This window comes from Paenibacillus sp. J2TS4 (genome assembly GCF_018403245.1).
GTDB lineage: Bacteria > Bacillota > Bacilli > Paenibacillales > NBRC-103111 > Paenibacillus_L.
Window position 1 is genome coordinate 151749 of sequence record NZ_BOSH01000011.1, and the last position, 16880, is coordinate 168628.

Genomic DNA, 16880 nt, shown 5'->3' on the forward strand with positions numbered 1-16880 from the left:
CAGTCGGGAGAAGCCGGAGGGGGGAAGACAGATGAAGCGCGCACATTGGCGGAGGTTGCTGCTATTAGTTCTATTTGTCTTCTTAACTGCGTGCTCACCGGAAAAAAACGGCGTCCTGACCATATATGCGGGACTGTACGATGACCATGCGATCAAAGCGATCGAGGCGTTCCAGAAAGAAACCGGCATCAAAGTCTCGTATCTCCGTATGTCCAGCGGAGAAATATTGGCGAGAATAAGAGCCGAACGGGATAAACCCCGTACCAGCGTCTGGTATGGCGGACCTGCGGATACATTCATCCAGGCCAAAACGGAAGGTTTGTTAACTCCTTATATTTCCGTCAATTCCGAATGGATTGATGAAGCGTATAAAGATGAAGAAGGCTATTGGGCCGGAATCTATCTCGGCTCCCTCGCTCTAGTATCGAACAAGGCCTGGCTCCAGGAGGTAGGCCTATCCCCTCCCCAGTCCTGGAATGATTTACTGAACCCGAAATACAAAGGCATGATTGGCATGCCTGATCCGCGCACCTCCGGGACGGGCTATACGGTGCTCGCCACACTAGTGCAGCTGTGGGGGGAAGAACAGGCTTTCTCCTATTTTAAAGAGATTCACCAGCAGATTAATACCTATACGACATCGGGCAGCGTTCCCGGCAGAAAAGTAGGCATGGGTGAAATCGGGACCGCGATCATGTTCTCCCATGATGCCATTAAGTTTTATAAAGAAGGGTTCCGCGATATTATTGTAGGTTTCCCCGAAGAGGGAACCGGGTACGAGATCGGAGCGATCGGCATCATTAACGGCGCGCCTAATCAGAATGAAGCGGAGAGGTTTGTAGATTGGGCGCTGACCAAGCAAGCCCAGGAATTAGGCAAGCAGGTCGGCAATTACCAGCTGCTGACGAACCGGGAGGCGGTTTCCCCGGCAGAGGCGTTCCCTCTGGCGAATCTGACCCTCATTCCGTACGATCACTCCTGGGCCGGAAATAATCGGGAACGACTGTTGACCAAATGGGCCAATGAGGTGTTGAATTAGCCCTCTTCTCTCCCTCTCTGGCTCTTACAATGAAGGAGTGGAACATGCCGTTACTCCGCTCATGAGTGAACATGATATTCGTAGGCGAGGACTCAAGTCGATGAAGTCCTCGCCTTATTTTAATTGCGAAAGTGGGAATAGATAACACGCTGAAAGATTTTATAGAGTCGGGACTTCTCAACGATGAATTCCCGCGCATACAAGATGTCATCATGCACATCCATGGCAAGAAGCCGACGAGCGATTAAGTCAGCCTGCCAATGGTCGATCCATTATTAACAAGCTGGCTGGCCAACACCAATTTCATTTATTAGATGGGCATAGAGATGTCCCTTGTGGCTAGGGTCCCAGCCAAACACTTGAAAGGTTAGCCCAAGATTGGCACAATAAAAGAAAGCATCCTTGAGGAGGAGAATATTCATTAAAGATAAGGAAACGAACAAGCAGGAAGGGCTGCACGAAGAGGAAAATCCGCGTAAAGAGAAAAGGAAAGGGACACTTGAAGAGGAGGAATCGTCTAAAGAAAGACGCGAAGGGGCGCTCGAAGAGCTCCACGACGAGCCCTATGAAGATTTTGATCCGGAGGATCCTTCGTTCTTTGAGGATGACGACCCGGAGGAGGAAGAGCCTCGGCCCTCCCGAAGGTGGATTAAAAAATGGCTTGCGGTCCTCGTCGTCCTCGGATTATTTGCCAATATCATTGCTTTTTTCCCTCAAATTTTTAGCCTGCAGGCGATTGATTTTCTGAAAAAAAACAGGGAATTGTCACGGAATGAAGCGATTCAACAGTACAAGCAAGCCGTTGTTGTCGTAAATTCCGGCGGACGCAAGGGAACCGGATTTAATATTGCCGCCGACGGCCTCATTGTCACCAATCATCATGTCATCGAAGGGGAGCGGACAAGCCTTGTCAGCTTTCCAGAAGGAAAAACATTTACAGCGGATGTAGTGGCCAGCGACGCCGCTATGGATGCAGCCTTATTGCGGGTGAGGGACCCCGACCCATCGCTGCCCACCCTGGAGATTGCGCCGGTTACCGATCCAATGGAAGGGACCCCCATCTACGTCATTGGAAATCCGCTGTTGTTTAACCAGATGGCCAATGAAGGCTCCATTCTCGGGCTGACCTCTCTTACGGACTGGGACGTGCCTGTCCTGATGATTCAGGCCCCGATCTATAAAGGGAACAGCGGCAGTCCGATCCTCAACAAGGATGGCCAGGTCATAGCCGTCGTATTTGCCACCACCCAAATCAAACGGGAAGGCAAGTCCGGCAAAATCGGCCTTGCTGTCCCCTTCAGCCATTTTCTCAAATATATAGATGAGCTTTAGAAGTGTGTAATACAAAAATAGGAAGGGAACCCTGATTAGGGGATTCTTCCTGTTTCCATTTTCAATAATTATCCAGCGAAGTGTGGGTTATGGCTTAGGTATCAACTTTCGAATTTCATCCACGGGTACCTCCAGCGTCTCGGCCACTTTTTCTGGAGAAAATCCTTTATCAAGAAATTTCCTAATAATATCTTCCTTACCTTTTTCAATGCCTTCTTCAATACCCTCTTCGTACCCCCAGCGCTTCCATGCAGGCATGAGCTCCATAATCAGTTTTCCCTCCTCAGAATATTGTTCGCTGAATTCCCGCAGCACTGCTTCTTCTTCCTCTTACGGCAAAGGAGGCAGCTCACTAACCGGAGTGGGCTGCTCGGGCCTCTTTTTTACATCGGTAATGTAATCCATCAGACGGTAGCTGAATTCCAATGCTTCGGCACGAGTCAGGAAATCATCGCCTCTATATCCGGCAATCGTGTTGCTGTCTTTGCCCTGCGAATATCCTTTGCCCAGCATATACTGTATAGCTGCATCGCCTGTCAAATGATAGCCTTCGGCAGCCGCAATAATTTCCGCCACCTGCGTGCGGGTAATCGGGCTGCTTCGTTCCTCATCCTTTGCTGTCAGAACCGGCACATTGTAAAGTTCGGCAAAATAGTACAGCTTATCGGCCCAGTGCCACGGATAATCCGGCATGGGCTCGATCATCGCCGGATCCACCCGAGGACGATAGAAAAAGGCCAGAAATTCAGCCTCGCTGACGAACTGCTCGGGCTTGAACTCATTATCTTCATAGCCTTGGACAATACGCCGTTCTGCGGCCCATTGAATCGCTTCTTGAGCCCAATGACCGCCTACATCATTGAATGAAGCGAGCGGGTTCCGCACCCGTACATGGAACATATCTGTTCGGTCTCCATAAGTCACTTCCACAGGATAAGCGACCACTTCCGTTGCTTTCAGCGCCGTAACTATTCCTTGAGCGTCGACAGTGAAATAATCGGCGTACTTCTCATCCATTAGTCTGAATATCGCCTGATTCGTCACGTCTACAGCCTTACCCTGCTCATCCCCAGCCATAACCTTTACTTGAACCTGTTCCCCCACCAAGAGGGTTACATCGCGAGGGTTAATCGCTAGCCCCTCCAGCTTCGAGCCTGGCCTAATGGTTTGTTCACTGTATGTATAATCATCGATAGCGGGTGTGGACGACTGGGTGGATTCATCCAGTTCGAAGAAATGAATAGCGTACTCAATGGCGGTCTCGTTACCACTCTTGTCCTTGATTCCGGTAATCCGGATGCTCACCTCATCCTCCTCTTGAATGGATATGCCGGATACGGAAAAAGTGATAAAAGTAGCGGGCTCTCCCTGATAAAAGCGGCTGCTCATGTACATTTTACCCGCTTTACTGCTGTAGTTAGCTGTATCATATAACTGCCATTTTGTTTTTTGCCTTTTATTTAATATTTCTATCCGCAAGGATTCCGCATCGGCCGGCTCAAATTTATTAGGATTCAACAAGATGGAAAACATCTGAAATTCGGAGAACAGCATCGGAAAATTGCCCGCACTGGGCCAGGCTACATAGTCCCGTTCTTCTGGCCAAGGGGATTTGTAATTGCCCTCTTTCAAATGCATGACGATGTAGTTATCGGTATATCCGAAGCCAACTTCCCGGATATCCGGTTGGAGAATAGCCCAGCGGTGACCGACATTCCGCTCATTGGACGATCCTATGTCATCCATGAATGAAGCCACTGCACGCATCGGCAGGTAACCGTAATGGAGGTTCTCATAAGCGCTAGTTCCGCCCCCCTTCCAAGCCTGGCTGGTTTGGTAGAAGCTATCGCTCATATCTGCAGGCTGTGCCGGGTCATGCGGACGGGAAGAATGATAGGTTTGCTCGAGAACAACGACTTTATGCTGAGCGGATTCGTTCAGCTTCGAACTCAATTCAACCGATTCCGACATCCCCGCCAGGTAACGGGCGAACTTCGTCATATTCAACGCATCCAGCAGCACTTGCTCATGCAGCTTTCCCGCCGAATAAGGAGAAGAAAGTAAAGGCTGTTCCAAATAAAGAGAACCGGCATAATCAAATTCCGGAGCATATTGCTGCCACTTGGCCCGGATAGCGGGAATCGTGCCCGGATCCACCGTTTTCTCCAACAGAGGATCATTCGGGTTCAGCTTGACCATATCCTCGCCATCGGGTTTATCCGATAAAGTGTTAGGGGAGCGCACACCCAGCCAATAGGAGGTCCTTTCCTTGGCCCTTATGTAGATATTGGCCTCTTCTACCTCCAGGCGATCCGTAATTAATTTGAACTGGCCGTCCGTCGCCACATCCACCACGTATGTTTTAATCAGCTTCACCCCTGGACTAGGGCCATGAACATCAATCTCCATAGGACCTCCGGCTTTTTCCTCAGCCGTTCCTTCTACAGTCACCGTGTAATCCGGATTAAAGGTCGCAGTAAATGTATGATTTTTGTAAACATTCGAAATGGCTGCCTCCACCGGAGATAGAAACAGGCCCAGCAGCAGGGAACAAATTAGTAGAGCGCATAGAGTTAATCGTTTCATCAGTACACCTCGAGTGGTTTTATTAAGAATTTCTCCTAACGACTTCGCGAATCGGAGTTATATCCTTTCACCTATTTGTCGGCATATCACCTAGTTCTTTTTACCCATATAAAATAAAAAAAGAGACACAACCCTCAACAAGGAGAGTCGCGCCCTCATTAATAAGAGATTATTCCCCGGTAAAATAATCGATTCGCATCGCTTCCCGAACTTCCTGCATCGTTTCGCCGGCGATGCGTCTTGCCTGATCGGTTCCCGACCGCAAAATGTCCTCCACTTGCTTCGGCCTGGCCTCATAGTAAGCACGCCTTTCCCGCATCGGCTCCAGAACATCGTTAATCCGGCGGGCGATCCTCTGTTTACACTCCGCACAGCCGATCCGGGCTTGCATGCATTGTTCCCGAATCTCTTCGCTCTCTTCCGGCATAAACGCTTCGTGATAAGCAAAGACAGGGCAAATTTCCGGGTGGCCGGGGTCATGTTTATGAATACGGGCCGGATCCGTCACTGCTTTCTTCAGCTTGGCCTCCACCTCGCTTTTCGACGAATCCAGCTGAATGGCGTTGCCCAAGCTTTTGCTCATCTTCCCTTTGCCATCCAAGCCGATAAGCCGCGGCACCTCTCCGACCAACGCCTTCGGCTCCTCAAAGACAGTGCCGTACAGCTCGTTGAAGCGGCGCACTATCCTCCGCGTTTGTTCGACGTGAGGAATTTGATCCTCCCCGACCGGAATAAGCGTCGCCTTGCAGAACGTTATATCCGCAGCCTGACTGACCGGATAACCCAGAAAACCGTAATACAGATCGTCATAACCTCTATCAGCCGCCTCCGATTTGACGGTCGGATTATGCCTTAACGAATTTACCGTTACGAACATGGAATAATACACCGTTAATTCAGCGATCTCCGGAACAAGCGACTGAATAAAGATGGTCGATAAGTCCGGATCGATCCCCGCAGCCAAATAATCCAGCGCTACTTCCCGCACATGCTGCCGCACCAATTCCGGCTGCTCAAAATGAGTAGTCAAAGCCTGCACATCGGCCAGAATGAAATAAGGATCATATTCTTCCTGCAGCATCACCCGGTTCTTCAAGCTTCCGACGTAATGGCCCAAATGCAGCTTTCCCGTGACGCGGTCGCCCGTCAAAATCCGCTCTCGTTTCTGTTCTCTTCTCAATGTAATTCCTCCTTGGATGAATTGATATTCCAGTACTCCTCCGCTTTTTCCACATCTTCCGAGTTCTTAGCGTTCTTAACGTCCTCGACGTCCGCCACCAACCGTCCTCCATTTGGCCATCACCTCCCTCAAAAATAAAAAACCTCCGTCCCCATAAAAGGACGAAGGATCGCGGTACCACCTTTAATTCGCCTGAACAAGCAGGCGCTCTCTGAGGTACGGAAACCGATTTATAGACTACAGATCACATAAGTCATATAAATCCGCTTCGATACCCGACTCTTGATAACGGGGAGATCATTCCCGGCTCGGTCTACTTAGGTTTGGCAGATCTTCTCAACCTGCTTAGAGCTATTCAAGCATTGGTCAAGCCGGACTAACCTGGGCCTACTTCGTTAAGTTAGGTTAGATGGGGTCCAATTTGGCCAGCTTCTAAAGCTTCCCTGTTCGACAAGCGGCTCATAAGTCCATTCCGCGGGACCAAGGCACCGGTTCGCACCTCCCACCGGCTCTCTGCCAGCCTCCCGTACCCGCGTACTCTTCTTAATCTCAGCCTGTAAAAATATATACCATCATATTCGAAAATTCAGCTTTTTGTCAAATGGCCGCTAGTAGAGTTATTTAAGCCACATCCATAACCCAATTCCGAGAAGCCCCCACAGGAGGCATCCGATCATAAAACCGGCAACCATTCCTTTACTAATCGAGACGTCGGACACTGACTCTTCTCTGCCTTCGTCGTGCTTGTCCTCCTCTTTCATGTCGGAGCCCTCCCCTTAAGCATTGAATTCGTTCGGACCGACCATAGTTTGTCTATCTTATAAACAAGTCTATTATAATTATATTCGCCCATTCCTTTAGGAATGAAGCATTTTGTGGGAATTATCAGGTATAATACATTTGAAAAAGAAAAAATACAGGAATCCTGAATGCACCGCCTTCTTTCCCTGACCAGACGCAATCCGAGGCAGCCAAAAGACTTGAATATCACGGATGACTCGGTTTCACGAATGTCAGGGGCCAATGCGGGTTTGCCACCTCACCTCTGGAGTTTCTCCCTTCCCGAGTGTGTCTAAAGTAGAGCCCCGCTAGGTTTATTATCACCTTGGTCAGCAGAAGCAGGATTCCGTGGCAAAAGGAGACGGGAACAATGAATCCATCGGTTGCGGTGATCGGAACCGTATTTGTAGATTGTAAAGGCTTCGCCAACGAGACTTACCATAGCTCCTCCCGGAACTTGGGGACTATTCAATTCGTTCACGGTGGAGTTGGGCGCAACGTGGTAGAGAATATAGCCCGAATCGGTTTGAATACTACCTTTGTCAGCTCGTATGATTTAAATGGAGTTGGAAAAGAAGTTGCCACTCGACTGCAAGAAATCGGAGTAAATGTCCAATACTTGCAAGGTGTGGACGAAGGTGGAATGGGGATGTGGCTGGCTATCCTTGATGAGCAAGGGGACTTGGCAGGGTCCATCTCCCAAATGCCCGACTTGAAGCATCTCGCCCAAGTCATTAAGGCAAGCGGAGAAGAGCTCGTGCAGGCCTGCACGCATCTCGTCCTTGAATTAGATTTGAACGAAGCTATATCCCGTCGGGTAATAGCTTTGGCTAAGCAACACAATAAGCCGGTATATGGCATTCCGGGCAATCTCGACGTCGTTGCCAATCATCCCGATCTACTGAATACTTTGGAATGCTTTATTTGCAATCATCATGAAGCCGGAAAATTGCTGGGGGCCGACTTAACCCTCATGCAGCCGCAGGAAATGCTCCCCTTATTAAAAAAGCTAGTAGACTCCAACACCATGCGCTCTATGGTAATCACCTTGGGAGAACAAGGCTGCATCTTCTATGACTCTGCCACCGGGGAAAGCGGCCATCAGCCAGCCGAATTAGTCCGCATGATAGATTCTACTGGAGCAGGGGATGCTTTCTTCTCCGGCACCGTATCCGGCCTCGTCCAAGGCCTGTCCTTGTCTACCGCCGTTCTATGCGGAACTAAAGTCGCCGGCTGGACCATCGAATCCGCTGAAAGCACCTGCCCCACTTTGGGCGATAAGGTCCGCGAGGATGAGTTTTTTCGAGGGTTTAAATAAAGAAGAGGACTCCAAGTGGAGTCCTTTGTCGTATTAAACTAGTAAGCATTTTTATTGACAAAACCATTCCAAATAGTTCTGTATATAATCTTCAGATCGAATAAAAAAGTCCAATTTTCTATGTAGAATATATCATGATTTATCCGATCTTCAATTGACGTATCCCCTCTCAATCCTTTGCTTTGAGCCCATCCGGTAATCCCCGGGCGAATATGATGCTTAACCATATATTTAGGGATTTCTTCCTTGAACTGCTCTACAAAATACGGCCGTTCCGGTCTCGGACCGACCACGCTCATATGCCCGATCAATACGTTGAAAAACTGAGGAAGCTCATCCAAGCTGGTCCTGCGTAAAAAGGAACCAAATTTCGTTCTTCTTGGATCGTTCTCTGTCGTCCACTGAGTATCCGAATCTTGTTCTTCCATTATTTTCATGCTGCGAAATTTATACATCGGAAAGGTTCGCCGATTCAGACCTACCCGCTCTTGTTTAAAAATAATTGGGCCCGGCGAGGTCAGTTTAATTCCTATAGCGATAAGAATCATTACGGGCAAAGTAATCGTAATCGCCACAACAGAGAAAACAATATCGAAGGTTCTTTTCAATATTCGATTAGTCAGGTTGTCCAAAGGAATATCTCTCACATTGATAAGCGGAATTCCAGCGAAATTATCGAAATTAGGTCGAGCCGGTAAATAGTCGAAAAAATCGGGGATAATCATTGTACGAACTCCGGCTTTTTCGCAAATCGAAATGATTCTTCCGTACTTATCATGAGCAGCAAGAGGAAGAGCGATAATCACTTCATCTATCGGCATCTTTTCCAGTATTTCCTCCAGTTCATCTACGGTTCCCAGAATTGGTTTGTAATTATAGGCATTGTCCTCATGGTGCTGTTGATAATCGTCCAAAAATCCTACCACCTCAAAACCAAGCTCCGGATGCTTCAACAGGTTGGAGTAAAATCTTTTTCCCAGGCTTCCCGCACCTAATATAAGCACATACTGCTTATTAAATCCTTTCTCACGGAGTCTTTTTAAGAACAGCTTGGTCCAATAACGGTAAAAGCCGAGAAACGCAATACTGGTCACCAAATAAATCGCCAGCATCTCTCGGGAAATATCCACCGCCTTAAACACAAACAAGAAACTCAGTAAGGCAAGGAAGCTGATTAGTTGGAGTTGAATAATTTTATAGGCTTCGTAAGCAAACCTTTTCTTACGCTTAGGGGAATAAAAACCGGTAAAAAACCCTAGTCCTATACAAAGAGCCCCATAAAACAAACTCCATAACAGGTAAGTTTGGAAGGGAAGAGCGCCACCTGCATCAATCCAGCCCGATCTGAATTTTAACCAGAATGCTGCCAAGAATGCCAATTGAATAACGACAAAATCACAAAAGGCATAAATTTGCGACAAAATACTCTGATTATTTCGGATCACAGATTCTCACCTCGCCTTCGCCAAACCATTCTTTAATACAGCTAAAGCCAACTTAAAACCGATCCCTCCATAAATCATTATATTCGTGGGGAGGGAGTATTTAGTTCGATAATGTTTACGATGAAATAAATACATCGCTCTGTGAAATTCGTAGATGATTTTCCAGGGCTTTTTGCGGCTGCTGGCGCCTTTGTAATGGATAATATGAGTCTTCGGATAATAGTAATTTTGCCAACCGGCCTGCTTAATTCGATAGCACCAGTCGACATCTTCTCCATACATGAAAAATTCCTCGTCCAGCATTCCCACTTCTTCGATCGCCTGACGGCGGACAAGCATAAAGGCCCCGACCAGACAGTCTACAGGATATTCCTCATCCGGGTTTAAATAGCCTAGTTGATATTGATTGAACCGAGGAACCCGCGGGAACAGCTTCGAAATACCGAACGCGTAGTAAAAGGAAGCAGAAGGTGTAGGAAACCCCCTGCGGCATGCTTTATCCAAGGATCCGTCCGGTAGAATAATTTTGCAGCCACTTGCCCCGATTTCAAGATGCTCCTCCATGAATTGAAGCATGATATCGAATGTATCAGGTTGAACAATAGTATCCGAATTCAACAGAAGAATATATTTTCCCGTTGCGATTCTCATCCCTTGATTGTTCGCTCTGGAGAATCCTACATTTTTCTTGTTCTCTATCATTCGAACCTGAGGAAATTTCCCCCGAATTCTCTCGACGGAAGAATCCGAAGAAGCGTTATCAATCAAGATCACCTCATACTTAAACCCAGTATTCGATCCATATACCGACTCAAGCGCATTCAAGGTGAGCTCACACGTATTGTAATTTAATATAATAATACTTAAGTCCATCCAAATCACCTAATCTATTATAGCATGGGTTCCAAGATAATAGTGTTTATTTAAAAAAAGCTGAGTATAAGATACTTAACTCTTTTTTTCTATTTTTTTTAATTATCTTCCTATATTTTAAAATTCGTGGAATATCACCAATCAGCTTTTTCCACATTTTGAGTAGCTGTGGTTCTCTAAATAAAACATAAAAAAAGCTTGCAACTTCAAAAGATGCAATAAAAATAAAGTGTAGTAATATATATTTAAGAGAATCGTTTTTCAACATCATTCGATACCTATTTATGTATGAATACTCTCTAACCATTAACGATTGCTTAGATCTTGAGCCCCTCTTCCAACCTCGTTCATGCAAGGCAGTAGCCTCTGGAAAATAAAAGGATTTCCATCCATATATTTGGGCTCTCCATGCTACATCTACGTCTTCTTTATATGCAAAGAAACTTTCGTCAAAAAACTCATCTTCTATTGATATCTCATTTGCCATTTCTCTTGAATATAGCGCTGCAGCGCCAGAAACGCCAAATATTTCCGCCGGCTGATTCCAAAGTACCTGATGTGTCCCTGCTCCTCTATCAAATGCCCTCCTTGATTTGTTTATAGTTAGTCCAACACTGTCAATAGTATCTGAGAACCCTTTCAGACAAAGTTTACCGGTAGCACTACCAGCTCCAGGTATTTTAAGCATGTTCTCTATTAGCATTCTTATATAATCAGGATGTAAAATTACGTCGGGATTTAGAACAAGAAAAAAATCACTTTTTGTCATTCTAATCGCTTGATTATGTGCTGGAGCAAAACCGGTGTTAGATTCGTTTAGTACAATTTGTATATTAGGAGCGGTAAACTTCTTCAATACTGTAATAGTATTATCACTTGAATTATTGTCTAGGATAATTATTCTATCAACAGGATATGTCTGCTGAAGAACAGCAGTTAAACATTTATCAATGAATTCCTCACTATTATACGTTACGATATGGATACTAACTTTTCTCATGATTACTGTCCTTAAATTCCCTTATAAATTCACTTAATGCGACTCGCCAGTGCCTTAGTTCTTTAAATCCATTCGCTCTAATTGCAAGGGGCTCTAAAACTGAAAAAGTCGGTCTAGGCGCTTCTCTTGTAAATTCCTTAGAGGTACACGGATCTATGCCTACATCTATCCCTAATTCTTGCAATATTACTTGTGCAAAATCAAACCAAGAACATGCCCCACTATTTGATACATGATAAATACCATATTTTTCAGATAATATTAATTCCGCAATAAATTTTGATAAGTCAATAGTATAAGTTGGAGAACCTGTTTGATCATTAACAACTTTTAAATGTTGTTTGCTTAAAGCCTGTTTTAGTATAGACTTTACGAAGTTATTTCCATTCATTCCATAAACCCAAGAGGTCCTTACTATAAAATATTTTGAAGAAAAAGTTTGTATGAATAATTCTCCAGCCCTTTTAGATTTACCATATATACAAATTGGATTTGTATTATCAAACTCACGATATGGCTTGGTGGAATTTCCATCAAATACGTAATCCGTACTTATATAACAAACCTTTGCCCCAATTTTTTCTGCTGCAACAGCAATATTACGAGACCCATAAGCATTTACAAGATACGCTTTTGTTTCTTCTACTTCGGCCCTATCTACATCTGTAAAAGCAGCAGAATGAATGATAACATCTGGTTTAATTAATGAAATAACTTTTTCGCATTGTTCTTGCACTGTAACATCAAGTTCCAATCTTCCTAGACCGTATATTTTAAATTGCTTGTCAAGGATGTTGCAAAGATCTTTCCCTAGTTGACCTTGTGCACCTGTAACAATAACTTTCATAAAATTCATCCTTCACAGATATTTATTGTCATTTTATTGTACTTTTCTTTGTTTAACCATTCTTGGTTATTCAAATACCATTTAATTGTTTTCTTTATACCTGTTTCAAAATCATATTTAGGCTTCCAACCTAACTCTTGTTTAATTTTTGTGGCATCAATTCCATATCGGTAATCATGTCCTGGTCGATCTTTAACATAAGATATTAATGATTCGGGTTTGCCCAATTCTTGCAATATCATCCTTACAATATTTATGTTAGTTTTTTCCGAGCGTCCACCTATATTATACACTTCACCACTCTTACCATTATGAATAACTAAATCTATCGCAGTACAGTGGTCCTTCACGAATAACCAATCTCGAACATTCAACCCATTTCCATATATAGGAAGAGGCTTGTCTTGTATTGCTTTTGAAATTATTAATGGAATTAATTTTTCAGGGTATTGGTTAGGTCCATAGTTATTGGAACAACGGGTTATGTTAATTGGAAGACCATAAGTTTCATGATATGCCCTAATCAAGAGATCACCTGCAGCTTTACTTGCAGAGTATGGACTGTTTGGAGATAGTGGTGTATATTCAGTAAATAATCCTGTATCCCCTAAAGACCCATATACTTCATCAGTTGATATTTGAACAAATTTATTTATGCCGTATTTCTTTGCTGCCTCGAGTAAAACTTGGGTCCCATTTACATTTGTCTCAATAAAAATAGTAGGATTTTGTATACTTCTGTCTACATGAGACTCTGCTGCGAAATTTACACAAAAATCTATTCCTTGTTGAAAAATTCGATTTACCAAAAACGAATCTCTAATATCCCCTTTTACAAATGTATAATTAGAGTGGTTTTCATATTCTTTAAGATTCTTTACATTACTAGCATAAGTTAATGCATCCAAATTGACAATTTGACAATTAGAGTATTTTTTAAGCATATACCTAATAAAATTGCTGCCAATAAATCCATATCCTCCAGTTACTAGCATTTTCATTTCTTTCCCTCCCCTCAGTCAAAATTGATCTGAGCATTTTTAAACAACGGATGCTTTTGGTCTTTTACCGAAAGAATAGGGCTTTTTGTTGGCCAAGTAATGCCCAAATCAGGGTCGTTCCATATTATTCCTCTGTCTAAATCTGGTGCGTAATATTCATCTACTTTATACTGTACCTCTGCAATTGGAGTAAGTGTACAAAATCCGTGGGCGAATCCTCTGGGGATGAACAATTGTCTTTTGTTATCAGCACTTAAAACTATTGCTAACCAATCACCAAAAGTTACAGACCCTTTTCGAATATCCACTACAACGTCATAAATGGCCCCTGCAGTCACACGAATGAGTTTGCTTTGTGCTTTCGGATTAAGCTGATAATGAAGTCCCCGGATAACACCCACCTTAGAGGAAAAAGAATGATTGTCTTGAACAAAATTAATTGCTAACCCGTTTTTCTCCATGTTAATTTCATTATAGCTTTCCATAAAGAAACCACGTTCATCTGAAAACACTTTTGGTTCAATAATTAGTACACCTTCAAATTTAGTTTTAATTATATTCAATTAAAACACCTCATCTTGATAAGGTTTATATATCGATTATAAGACTTTTTGCTAAAGTATTGGCTAAAGCAAGGGAAGAATGTGTGCCTGCATCAGTCCACCAACCATTTAAAATATCATATGTTAACTGATTCAGGTTTATATATTCGTTATTAACATCAGTTATTTCATATTCACCGCGCCCCGAAGGTGTTAGCTTTTTTATAATATCGAATACTTTCTGGTCATACATATATATGCCAGTAACTGCAAAATTGCTTCTAGGACAGTCTGGTTTTTCAGTAATTGATGTAATTTTTGTTCCTTTTAACTCCACAACTCCATATCGTTGCGGATCCCTAACTTCTTTTACAAGGATTTTTGCACCTTCTTTTTGATTTTCAAACGATTTTATATAGGGGGTTATACTATCAAGAAATATATTGTCACCTAATAATACAACCATTTGATCTTCTCCCACAAAATGTTCTGCTAGACTTAAAGCTTGGGCTATCCCACCTGCTTGTTCTTGAACTTTGTACGTGAAACTTACTCCAAACTCTTTCCCACTGCCAAGCAAATTTACAACGTCCCCCATATGTTCCTTTCCCGTAATAATTAAAATGTCTGTAATTTCAGCTTCCCTTAATTTGTATATAGGATAGAAAATCATTGGGTACTTACCAACTGGAAGTAAATGCTTGTTCGTTATTTTAGTTAAGGGATACAGGCGTGAACCTGTTCCCCCAGCTAGAATAATGCCTTTCATGTTTAGCTCCTCGCAATTCTGAATATTTAATATTACTCGGAAGAAACATCCATATCATAAATGTTTGATTGAACTAATACCTTTCCCTTTGAATCAAACAACTTTATTTGAAAATTTAATTTTCCAACCTTTGCGTTATACTTTGCAGGAAGGATTGCTGTCAAAAAACCTTCATCACCATAAGTCGTATCTAGCGGTTTACCATTGACAAATACTATGCTATCTTTATAAAAATTCTTGCCATTAACAGCTATTATCGTTCCGTTCAATTTTGGATCCCTTACTTCTCCAGATTTTAAATCATTTGGAACTATTTCATCAATTATTGTTTCTTTATTACCATATTTAAAATTGGTATCAATTATATCTTCATTTTTTGAATTAACTAAATATTGTTTTCCAAAAAGATAGTCGTACTGAAGTAAATTATATGCTAACAAATCATCTTCATTTATATTATATTCTGAATAATATATATTTGGTGGGATGATCGGTGTCTTTATAAATTGATTATAAAGGAAGTCCGTATAAACAGTTCCTTCCTTTTGGGCTAAATCAAGAATAAAAGCGCCTAGAAAAGAAGGACTCATATGAAGGGTTTCTTTCTTTTCTGACAAAAAATTATTCCAAATTAGAAGTGGAGTTGTATGCAATGCTTTATAATCTGTGAAGCTGTTTCCATTTCCAGAAATATATCCCGTTTCTTTATATATACCATAATCGGTATTAAGAGCTGGTAGATGATCGCCAAAAAATACAATTATTGTCGGTTCATCTTTATTATCGTAGTAATTAACCAGTTTCTCTAGAAATTTATCGGCATCATAGGCTCCCTGGGCATATGTTTCTAATAACGACTGGGATTCCTTAGATATATTTCCACTCACTTGTATTAGGTTTTCATCAAAACGTTCAGGATCATAAGGGCCATGGTTTTGCATAGTACTTGCAAATATAAAATCCGGCCCCTCACTAAGTTCTGTAGTTTCAATGATGACATTGGCAACTTCATCATCCGCGATATATAGACCCTTCATAACAGGATCTTTAAATACCTCGCTACTTATAAAGTTAGAGAAGCCAAATCTTTTGTAAACTTTGTTATTATCATAAAACCAATTATAGTAAGCCCCGATAGCAGAGGCATGATATCCCTGCCTTCTTAAGATACTTGCCAATGATTCTACACCCGAATTTATATATTGCAAATAGGGAGTCGATCCTTGAGGCAAAAAACGCATTGAGTGCCCAGTGAGTATTTCAAATTCAACATTAGATGTTGCCCCACCGTAGGATGGGGAAAAAAGAGAACCTGATATATGTTTTTCCTGTAAGGAGTGGAAAAACGGCAAGGGATCTTGGCTAAACGAAATATTTTCAAGTACAGTAGGATCCCAGAACGATTCGCTTAGTATAATAATAATATTAGGTTTGAAATCTGTATCAATGTTATGCCTTCTTTCAATTTCATCAACCATGCTCATTATACTTTGTTCACTGTACTCGCTAGGCTCCATGACTGTTGCTTGGTTGGCATTCATCATAAAAGATAATAAAAAACCATTTTTTAAATAATTTTTTGATTGATCAAAACGAATATGTTCAATGTTGAAAACTTTTTTATACTCTATTGGTTTATCTAGGTATAGAATTAATAAAGCTAGAACGGCAAGAATTCCTAACGATATTCTTTCATAAAGTTTATATTTTTTTTTAATTTGCGGTAAAAACTTTATTGCAACGATAATTATGATAAAAATCATAATTGTCACGATATAAAATCCGCTCAAAATAAAGTCAATAAAATATTTAACCATTTCTAAAGACTCGCCAGCTAGTATAAAATCCCATGGCAATAACGGAAGGCCTAATACTCGGAATTTTACCCCATTTATAGTAGCAATGACAATTAAAAGTATCGAAACTATTAAGTAAGAAAGATATAAGCGATTAATTGCACAGCTAACTATTAAAAACACTGATGTGAATATAACATAATTTAGGAATAGTTCATTTATATTTGTGTATGCCCAGATAATTGTATCACTAAAGCTCCCCCTATTTATTGCTTCTATTATGATTACTAAAAATATTGGAATAATTAGAATATGATACCTTTGTTTCAAAAAATTTGATATTGATTTTAACACTACACTTCTTTTATTCAC

Annotated in this window: 15 protein-coding genes; 3 read left to right on the plus strand and 12 right to left on the minus strand. The window is 42.3% G+C overall.

Annotated elements, in window-relative coordinates; translation table 11 throughout:
* Positions 1-31: 31 nt before the first annotated feature.
* Together KJS69_RS21280 and KJS69_RS21285 are read left to right on the plus strand one after the other, a co-directional pair.
* Entirely contained in the window at positions 32-1039 is a 1008-nt protein-coding gene (locus KJS69_RS21280) for an ABC transporter substrate-binding protein (RefSeq protein ID WP_213585799.1), read from the plus strand.
* 402 nt (positions 1040-1441) lie between these two features.
* Positions 1442-2371 (plus strand): S1C family serine protease, encoded by a 930-nt coding sequence (locus KJS69_RS21285; protein ID WP_213585800.1) that lies wholly within the window; start codon positions 1442-1444, stop codon positions 2369-2371.
* 87 nt (positions 2372-2458) lie between these two features.
* Here the strand turns inward: KJS69_RS21285 and KJS69_RS21290 are convergent, their stop codons facing one another.
* The 4 genes from KJS69_RS21290 to KJS69_RS21305 form a co-directional block, all read right to left on the minus strand.
* Entirely contained in the window at positions 2459-2638 is a 180-nt protein-coding gene (locus KJS69_RS21290) for a hypothetical protein (RefSeq protein ID WP_213585801.1), read from the minus strand.
* Positions 2639-2701: 63 nt separating this feature from the next.
* Positions 2702-4957 carry an S-layer homology domain-containing protein gene (locus tag KJS69_RS21295; RefSeq protein ID WP_213585802.1) on the minus strand — a complete coding sequence of 752 codons (2256 nt, stop codon included), beginning with the start codon at positions 4955-4957 and terminating at the stop codon, positions 2702-2704.
* Between the two features lie 169 nt (positions 4958-5126).
* A complete protein-coding gene (gene trpS / locus KJS69_RS21300) occupies positions 5127-6137 on the minus strand; it encodes a tryptophan--tRNA ligase (protein ID WP_213585803.1) in 1011 nt (336 codons plus the stop codon).
* A gap of 617 nt (positions 6138-6754) precedes the next feature.
* Positions 6755-6898 carry a hypothetical protein gene (locus tag KJS69_RS21305; protein WP_213585804.1) on the minus strand — a complete coding sequence of 48 codons (144 nt, stop codon included), beginning with the start codon at positions 6896-6898 and terminating at the stop codon, positions 6755-6757.
* A 389-nt stretch (positions 6899-7287) separates the two neighbouring features.
* On the opposite strand from KJS69_RS21305, the gene KJS69_RS21310 reads away from it, so the two are divergent.
* Positions 7288-8235: a PfkB family carbohydrate kinase gene (locus KJS69_RS21310; RefSeq protein WP_213585805.1), complete on the plus strand. Its 948-nt coding sequence runs from the start codon at positions 7288-7290 to the stop codon at positions 8233-8235.
* A gap of 38 nt (positions 8236-8273) precedes the next feature.
* Here KJS69_RS21310 and KJS69_RS21315 read toward each other — a convergent pair whose 3' ends face one another.
* From KJS69_RS21315 to KJS69_RS21350, 8 genes are read right to left on the minus strand one after another with little or no spacing between them, the layout of a single operon-like run.
* Complete coding sequence (locus KJS69_RS21315; protein ID WP_213585806.1) at positions 8274-9680, minus strand: undecaprenyl-phosphate glucose phosphotransferase; 1407 nt, start codon at positions 9678-9680, stop codon at positions 8274-8276.
* Positions 9681-9686: 6 nt separating this feature from the next.
* Entirely contained in the window at positions 9687-10553 is an 867-nt protein-coding gene (locus tag KJS69_RS21320) for a glycosyltransferase family 2 protein (protein ID WP_213585807.1), read from the minus strand.
* 46 nt (positions 10554-10599) lie between these two features.
* Entirely contained in the window at positions 10600-11553 is a 954-nt protein-coding gene (locus KJS69_RS21325; RefSeq protein ID WP_213585808.1) for a glycosyltransferase family 2 protein, read from the minus strand.
* Complete coding sequence (rfbD, locus tag KJS69_RS21330; protein ID WP_213585809.1) at positions 11540-12400, minus strand: dTDP-4-dehydrorhamnose reductase; 861 nt, start codon at positions 12398-12400, stop codon at positions 11540-11542. The genes KJS69_RS21325 and rfbD overlap by 14 nt, the downstream gene beginning before the upstream one ends.
* Before the next feature lie 5 nt (positions 12401-12405).
* Complete coding sequence (rfbB, locus tag KJS69_RS21335; RefSeq protein WP_213585810.1) at positions 12406-13401, minus strand: dTDP-glucose 4,6-dehydratase; 996 nt, start codon at positions 13399-13401, stop codon at positions 12406-12408.
* A gap of 14 nt (positions 13402-13415) precedes the next feature.
* The gene (gene rfbC, locus KJS69_RS21340) at positions 13416-13964 is read right to left on the minus strand and encodes a dTDP-4-dehydrorhamnose 3,5-epimerase (RefSeq protein WP_213585811.1); all 549 of its coding nucleotides are present in this window, start codon (positions 13962-13964) and stop codon (positions 13416-13418) included.
* A 25-nt stretch (positions 13965-13989) separates the two neighbouring features.
* Positions 13990-14712 (minus strand): sugar phosphate nucleotidyltransferase, encoded by a 723-nt coding sequence (locus KJS69_RS21345; RefSeq protein ID WP_213585812.1) that lies wholly within the window; start codon positions 14710-14712, stop codon positions 13990-13992.
* A gap of 32 nt (positions 14713-14744) precedes the next feature.
* Entirely contained in the window at positions 14745-16880 is a 2136-nt protein-coding gene (locus KJS69_RS21350; protein WP_213585813.1) for an LTA synthase family protein, read from the minus strand.

Bases quoted from the DNA above. Each gene is read 5' to 3' on its own strand.
- KJS69_RS21305 (WP_213585804.1), bottom strand. From the start codon at position 6,898: ATGAAAGAGGAGGACAAGCACGACGAAGGCAGAGAAGAGTCAGTGTCC.
- KJS69_RS21310 (WP_213585805.1), top strand. From the start codon at position 7,288: ATGAATCCATCGGTTGCGGTGATCGGAACCGTATTTGTAGATTGTAAA.
- rfbB (WP_213585810.1), bottom strand. From the start codon at position 13,401: ATGAAAATGCTAGTAACTGGAGGATATGGATTTATTGGCAGCAATTTT.
- KJS69_RS21290 (WP_213585801.1), bottom strand. From the start codon at position 2,638: ATGGAGCTCATGCCTGCATGGAAGCGCTGGGGGTACGAAGAGGGTATT.
- KJS69_RS21280 (WP_213585799.1), top strand. From the start codon at position 32: ATGAAGCGCGCACATTGGCGGAGGTTGCTGCTATTAGTTCTATTTGTC.
- KJS69_RS21325 (WP_213585808.1), bottom strand. From the start codon at position 11,553: ATGAGAAAAGTTAGTATCCATATCGTAACGTATAATAGTGAGGAATTC.
- rfbD (WP_213585809.1), bottom strand. From the start codon at position 12,400: ATGAAAGTTATTGTTACAGGTGCACAAGGTCAACTAGGGAAAGATCTT.
- KJS69_RS21345 (WP_213585812.1), bottom strand. From the start codon at position 14,712: ATGAAAGGCATTATTCTAGCTGGGGGAACAGGTTCACGCCTGTATCCC.
- KJS69_RS21295 (WP_213585802.1), bottom strand. From the start codon at position 4,957: ATGAAACGATTAACTCTATGCGCTCTACTAATTTGTTCCCTGCTGCTG.
- KJS69_RS21320 (WP_213585807.1), bottom strand. From the start codon at position 10,553: ATGGACTTAAGTATTATTATATTAAATTACAATACGTGTGAGCTCACC.